This window comes from Arthrobacter crystallopoietes BAB-32, from assembly GCF_000328305.2.
Lineage (GTDB): Bacteria > Actinomycetota > Actinomycetes > Actinomycetales > Micrococcaceae > Crystallibacter > Crystallibacter crystallopoietes_A.
In genome coordinates, this window is the sequence record NZ_ANPE02000025.1 from 1 (window position 1) to 6,200 (window position 6,200).

The following is a 6,200-nucleotide window of genomic DNA, read 5'->3' on the forward strand; positions in this document are numbered from 1 at the left end:
CCCGCCCGCCGCAGCAAGGCGGCTGAGGAAATGGTCACCGGCCGCAACTCGGTGCTTGAGGCGCTGCGTGCCGGCGTGCCCGCCAAGACCCTCTACGTCGCCCTGCGGGTGGAGATGGATGACCGGGTCAAGGAGGCGCTGAAGATCGCCGCCGAGCGCGGCATCCCCGTGCTGGAGGCGCAGAAGCCGGAACTGGACCGGCTGACCGACGACGCCGTCCACCAGGGGCTGGTCCTGCAGGTGCCGCCGTACGAGTACCCCGACGCCCTGGACCTGGCCGAGGAGACCATCACCAAGTTCAGCAAGGGCTACATCCGCAACGCCCCGCTCTTCGTCGCGCTGGACGGCATTACGGATCCGCGCAACCTCGGCGCCATCATCCGCTCCGTCTCCGCGTTCAGCGGCCACGGCGTGATCGTTCCGGAGCGGCGCGCGGTCGGGATGACGGCCTCGGCCTGGAAGACCAGCGCCGGTGCGGCCGTGCGCGTCCCGGTCGCCCGCGCGGCCAACCTGAACAACACGCTCAAGGCCTACAAGTCCATGGGCATCTACGTGCTCGGACTCGACGGCGGCGGCGACGTCTCGCTGCCCGGCCTGGCCCTGGCCACCGAGCCGCTCTGCCTGGTGGTGGGTTCGGAAGGCAAGGGCCTCTCGCGGCTGGTCCGCGAGCACTGCGACCAGATCGTTTCCATCCCCATCGATTCCGACATGGAATCGCTGAACGCCTCCATGGCCGTGGGCATCAGCCTGTACGAAGTCTCCCGGCAGCGCGCCGGGCAGTAACGGCCCCTCGGAAGCAGGCAGCCTTGGCCGAATCGACCGACAAGATCCCGACCGAACTGCGAATCGGCCCCGACCACCTGTCGCGTCCCTTTCCGCTGGGCGTCAGCGGCGCCGGGACCGGATCCGACGGCCTGGCGAACGCAGCGGTGTTCGCTCCGGGCCTGAAGGCGGTGGACATCCACTTCGAAGCCGGCGGCCGCTGGCGAAGCGCACCGCTGCGCGAGCTGACCGACGGTGTGCACCACGGGCTGGTGCCGGGCCTGGCCCCGGGCAGCCGCTACGGTTTCTGGCCGCGGGCAAGCGCTGCCCAGCCGGCGTCCCGCCAGCTGCTGGTGGATCCCTACGCCAGGGCCATCACGGACGACGGCGGCCTCTACCGTTCCGTCTTTGTGGAACCGGAGTTCGACTGGGGCGAGGACCGGCTCCCGCGCATTCCGTGGCGCGACACGGTGCTCTACGAGTGCCACGTGAAGGGCCAGACCATGCTGCACCCGCAGCTTCCGGCTGGGTTGCGCGGCACCTACGCCGGCCTGGCGCACCCGGTGATGATCGAGTACTTCCTGAACCTGGGCATCACCGCCGTCCAGCTGCTGCCGGTGCACTTCCACCTGGACGAACCGCACCTGCAGGAGCTGGGCCTGTCCAATTACTGGGGCTACAACACCCTCGGCTTCTTCGCGCCGCATGAGGGCTACGCCACGGCCAAGGCACGGTCGGCCGGCCCGAAGGCAGTGCTGGACGAATTCAAGACGATGGTGAAGAAGCTGCACGAGGCCGGGCTCGAGGTGATCCTGGACGTGGTGTACAACCACACGGCCGAGGGCGGCAAGCACCAGCAGACCTACTCCTTCCGCGGCCTGGCCGACAAGGCCTACTACCGCCACGACGTGCACGGGAACTACCTGGACACCACCGGCTGCGGCAATACTTTGGACCTGAACGAACCGCGCGTACGGCAGCTGGTGCTGGATTCGCTGCGCTACTGGATCGAAGAGTTCCACATCGACGGGTTCCGCTTCGACCTCGCCGTTGCGCTGTGCCGTGACCGGAATAACCACTTCGATCCACGCCACCCGTTCCTGGCCGACGTCGCCGCGGATCCAGTGGTTTCGCAGGCCAAGCTGATTGCGGAGCCCTGGGACGTCGGCCCGGGCGGCTGGCAGACCGGAAACTTCCCGGAGGGGTGGGCTGACTGGAACGACAGGTTCCGTGACACCGCCCGCAGCTTCTGGCTGGAGGACGCCAATGCCCTGCAGCACGGCGGCAGCGGCTCCTCCGTGGCCCGCCTGGCGAGCTGTATCGCCGGTTCGGCCGAGGTCTTCGCCGGCTCGGGCCGGGGCAAGCTGGCCTCGATCAACTACATCACGGCGCACGACGGCTTCACCCTGGCGGACCTGACCGCCTTCGACCGGAAGCACAACGAAGACAACGGCGAGGAGAACCGGGACGGTTCCAACTACAACCGCAGCTACAACCACGGTGTCGAAGGCGCCACCGGGGACGGCGCCGTGCTGGATGCGCGGGCGCGGGCCGCGCGGAACCTGATGGCCACCCTGCTGCTGTCGCTGGGCGTGCCCATGATCACCGCCGGAGACGAGCTGGGCAAGACGCAGCACGGGAACAACAATGCCTACTGCCAGGACAACGAGACCAGCTGGCTGAACTGGGTCCTCGACGACCGCCAGGAGCAGATGTTCCGGACTACCCGCCGGCTGCTGCGGATCCGCAAGTCCTTCCTGGCCAACCAGCCGTACAGCTATCCGTCGAAGGAACAGAGCTCCTACCTGCTCTGGTTCAACGAGTGCGGCGAACCGATGACCCAGGACCAGTGGACGGACCCGGCGAGCCGGACCGTCCAGCTGCTGATGGGATCGCCCAGCGGCAGCATCGACGGCCTGGTCGTCATCAACGGGCGGCTCGAACCGCGCAAGATCCTGATGCCGAGCACCGGAGCGCTGCGCGACTTCGGCGTCGGCGGCAGCCACGGCCGCACTTTCGAACTGGTGCTGACCACCTCCGAACACGACGATCGGCGCCGCGGCGCCCGGGTCGCCAGCGGGGAACGCGAAATCATCGGCGCCAACGCCATCAGCATCTACCGCGCCTGAAGTCCCTCTGGACAAAGGACGACGACGGCGGAGCGTGTCCGCCGTCGTCGTTACCCTTGGTGCCGCGCAGGTGTCAGTACTGCCGCGGCTGGTCCTGGACGTTGGTCTTGGCCTCTTCGGCCCGGGACTTGACGTCCTCGGCTGCGACCTGGCCTTCCTCCTTGACATGCTGGGCGGAGTCCTGCGCCGAGGTCTTGACCTGCTCGGCCGCCTCGCGCGCGGGTTCCTTCATGTCCTGGGCGACCTGCTGGGCGGAGCTCTTGACCTCCTCCACCACCGGCCGGGCCTCTTCCTTGACCCGTTCCGCGGCGCGCTGCTCGGCCCGGCTCGCCGGGATCAGGGACGAGACCAGCCAGCCCGCGCCGAAGGCAATCAGGCCTGCGGCCAGCGGGTTGCCCTCGGTCTTGCGGGCGATGGTTTGCGGCGCATCGCTGATGGCCTGGCCCGCGTCGTGCGCCATGGACTTGGCCGAGTCGGCGGTGTCGTGCCCCATGGACCGGGCTGAACCAGTGGTGTCATGCGCGGCGCCCATGACCCTGTCCTTCGTGTCTTCCGCCGCGCCCATGACCTTGTCCTTGGCCCGGCCAATGCTGTTCTTCACTTTGTCGGTCTGCCGGTGCACGATGTTCGAGGGGGAGACCTTCTCCGCCACGGCATCCACGTCCGTGCCCAGGCGGCCACGGGTGCGTTCGATATCGGCCCGGATTTCTTCAGGTGACTGGCTCATCGTGCTTCCTCACTTGGTTTGAGAGTGTCGGGGATTTTCTTGACGGATTCCGTGGTGCGCGGCAGGCCTCGGACGGTCTCCATCTTCTTCTTGCCCACGGCGGCCAGGATGGCGGCGATGATCGCCCAGATGACGGCCACGATAATGGCGGACCAGACGAAGCCCGATCCCTCACCCATGGCCTCGCCCAGCCCCCACCAGAGCGCAATGGAGAGGAACAATAGGACGAAGTGGGCCGCGATGCCGGCGCCGGCGAACATGCCGGCGCCTTTCCCGGCGCGAGTGGCGGATTCCTTGGCTTCGGCCTTGGCCAGCTCAAGCTCCTGCCGCATCAGCACCGAAAGATCCCGGGAGACGTCGCCGAGCAGGTCGCCCAGCGAACTGTTCTCCGCTTTGATCTCCGCCGGGGTAGCCGGAAGATGCCCTGGTTCAGTGTGGCGTGGTTCGGTCATCGGCTGCCACCGCCCTCAAACGGATCCCGTTCCGGGATGGCCCTGCCGCCCGTGCCCGTTTCGGTGCCCGGGTAGGTGATGGTGTCCGGCTCGCCGGCCGCGCCACCGACCGCGCCCGACGTGTCGTGCCGTTCGGTGGCGCCCGTCGGAGTGCCGGTGGGGTAGTTGATGGTTTCCGGACCGCCCGGAGCCCCGCCAAGGGCCGAACCGGTCTGCGCGCCCGGGGCGGCAAAGCCGGCAGCGCTCTGGGTGCCGTAGTCAGTACCGTACTCCGTGCCGTAACCGGTGCTGTAGCCGGTGGTTCCGGTGGCGCGGTGCTGGGCGGCGTGGCGCTGGTCCTCCTTCTCCTTGGTCAGACCGCGGGTCAGGCGGCCAGCGACCAGTCCTGCGCCCGCCGCGATGGCGAGGAAGGCGCCGGGGCGCTGCCGTGCGAACCGCTTGACCTCGTCCAGCAGGTCGCCGGGCTCGCGGTTCTCCAGCCAGTCGGCCGCCGAGCGGGCCTTGTCCGCGGCCTGGCCGACCAGGTGCGTTGCGTTGCCGGACTGCTCAGAATTGCGGGCCATCGAGGAGAGCTCGTCGCCGATCGAGCGGAGGCCGGAAGCCACGCGCTGCTGCTGGCTGCTGGCCTGGCCTTTGACATTGTCGCCGACCTGGCCCATCAGCGAGCGGGCTTGTTCCTTGGCCTCGTGCGCCACCTGCTTTGCCTCGGTCTTGGCCGTGTCGGCCACATGCTGGCCGGCGGCTGCGCTTTCGCGGCCGACCTCACGGGCCTCTTCCTTGGCGGTCTCGGACTTGGACTGCTCCGGTTGCGCCGTGGTCATCGGCTCAGTGAGGGGAGCTGCCGGGCGGGCAGGCGGAAGGGTCTCGCCGCCGACGCCGCCGGGACGTCCGAACGTGCCGCCGGTCGGGCCGAGGCCCGTGGCATCGTCGTCGTAATTTCCTGGGGTATTGGTCGTCATAGCTATTCCTTCTCCTCGAGGTTGGGTCGGTTGATGGACTGGCTGGGAAAATCAGCGCCGGTTCGTGTCTTGGCTGTCGCCGAATTCCCGGCGCAGGGAACGTCCACGCTCGATATCCTCCTGTTCCTTTTGGAGCTGCTTGTCGCTCTTGCGCGTATCGCGCGGCGGCAGCTGGATGGTCTCTTCCGCTTCAATCCCGCCCTGCAGCTGGCGTCCGCGCTCTGCCTCGGCGTCGAACTCCGCGCCGAACAGCAGTGACAGGTTGGACAGCCAGAACCAGAGCAGCAGGACGATCACGCCGCCAATCGCCCCGTAGGTACGGTTGTAATTGGAGAAGTTCGCGACGTAGAAGGCGAAGCCCGCCGTCGTGATGGCCAGGACCAGCAGGGCCAGGAACGCGCCCATGCTCATCCACCGGAACTTCGGCTGCTTCACGTTGGGAGTGGCGTAATACAGCAGGGCGACCACCAGGATGGCGAAGCCGACCAGGACCGGCCACTTGGCGATGCTCCATGCGGTCAGCGCTGCCTGCCCCAGCCCAACGGCGGATCCGATAGCCTCGGCCACCGGGCCCGAGAGGACCAGGATGAGCATCATCATCGCTCCAATCAGCACGACGATGAGCGTGATCAGCAGCATCGCGGGGCGCAGTTTCCAGAACGGCCGACCCTCGTCCACCTCGTAGATCCGATTCATGGCGCGGCCGAAGGCTCCGACATATCCGGAAGCGGACCAGAGGGCACCGGCAAGGCCGACGATCAGCGCCAGTCCTGCAGTCGGTGCGCTGGCCAGCTGCTCGATCGGCTGCCGCAACGTTTCTGCAGCCTGGCCGGGAGCCATCTGCTCGACCATGTCCATCATGGCGGAGGTAGTCTGCTGGCCTTGGCCGACTACGCCAAGGATGGAAACAAGAGCCAGCAGCGCCGGGAACAGCGACAGGACAGCGTAATAGGTCAAGGCAGCCGCCAGGTCGGTGCACTGGTCTGCCGAGAACTCACGTATTGCCTTCCGGAAGATGTACATCCACGACGGCTTCTTGACCTTTGCCGGAGTATCCGGTTTCCGGTCATCCTCCGGATGCGGAGCCGATCCGGCTTTGGATGAGCTATTCTCCTGATCCACGCTTCCTCCTTTCTCGGCTCGTCTATAAACGGGCTGGACAAGGTTCATG

General features: G+C 67.4%; 6 protein-coding genes. 2 read left to right on the plus strand and 4 right to left on the minus strand.

All coding sequences use genetic code 11. From position 1 onward, the window contains the following. On the plus strand, positions 1 to 783 hold a 783-nt coding region (gene rlmB / locus D477_RS00630; RefSeq protein ID WP_005266201.1), incomplete at its 5' end, for a 23S rRNA (guanosine(2251)-2'-O)-methyltransferase RlmB. 23 nt (positions 784 to 806) lie between these two features. After that, on the plus strand, positions 807 to 2,891 hold the full coding sequence (gene glgX / locus D477_RS00635; RefSeq protein WP_005266203.1) for a glycogen debranching protein GlgX: 2,085 nt from the start codon (positions 807 to 809) through the stop codon (positions 2,889 to 2,891). Between the two features lie 73 nt (positions 2,892 to 2,964). On the opposite strand, the gene D477_RS00640 is transcribed toward glgX, so the two are convergent. Genes D477_RS00640 through D477_RS00655 form a run of 4 tightly spaced genes read right to left on the minus strand, consistent with a single transcriptional unit; the run spans position 2,965 to position 6,151 of the window. Further along, positions 2,965 to 3,618: a DUF3618 domain-containing protein gene (locus tag D477_RS00640; RefSeq protein ID WP_005266204.1), complete on the minus strand. Its 654-nt coding sequence runs from the start codon at positions 3,616 to 3,618 to the stop codon at positions 2,965 to 2,967. After that, a complete protein-coding gene (locus D477_RS00645) occupies positions 3,615 to 4,070 on the minus strand; it encodes a phage holin family protein (protein WP_005266205.1) in 456 nt (151 codons plus the stop codon). Before D477_RS00645 ends, D477_RS00640 begins: the two co-directional genes overlap by 4 nt. Beyond that, the gene (locus tag D477_RS00650) at positions 4,067 to 5,029 is read right to left on the minus strand and encodes a hypothetical protein (protein WP_005266206.1); all 963 of its coding nucleotides are present in this window, start codon (positions 5,027 to 5,029) and stop codon (positions 4,067 to 4,069) included. Before D477_RS00650 ends, D477_RS00645 begins: the two co-directional genes overlap by 4 nt. 51 nt (positions 5,030 to 5,080) lie before the next feature. After that, positions 5,081 to 6,151 (minus strand): YihY/virulence factor BrkB family protein, encoded by a 1,071-nt coding sequence (locus D477_RS00655; RefSeq protein WP_005266207.1) that lies wholly within the window; start codon positions 6,149 to 6,151, stop codon positions 5,081 to 5,083. Positions 6,152 to 6,200 lie beyond the last annotated feature (49 nt).

Bases quoted from the DNA above. Each gene is read 5' to 3' on its own strand.
- D477_RS00640 (WP_005266204.1), bottom strand. From the start codon at position 3,618: ATGAGCCAGTCACCTGAAGAAATCCGGGCCGATATCGAACGCACCCGT.
- D477_RS00645 (WP_005266205.1), bottom strand. From the start codon at position 4,070: ATGACCGAACCACGCCACACTGAACCAGGGCATCTTCCGGCTACCCCG.
- D477_RS00650 (WP_005266206.1), bottom strand. From the start codon at position 5,029: ATGACGACCAATACCCCAGGAAATTACGACGACGATGCCACGGGCCTC.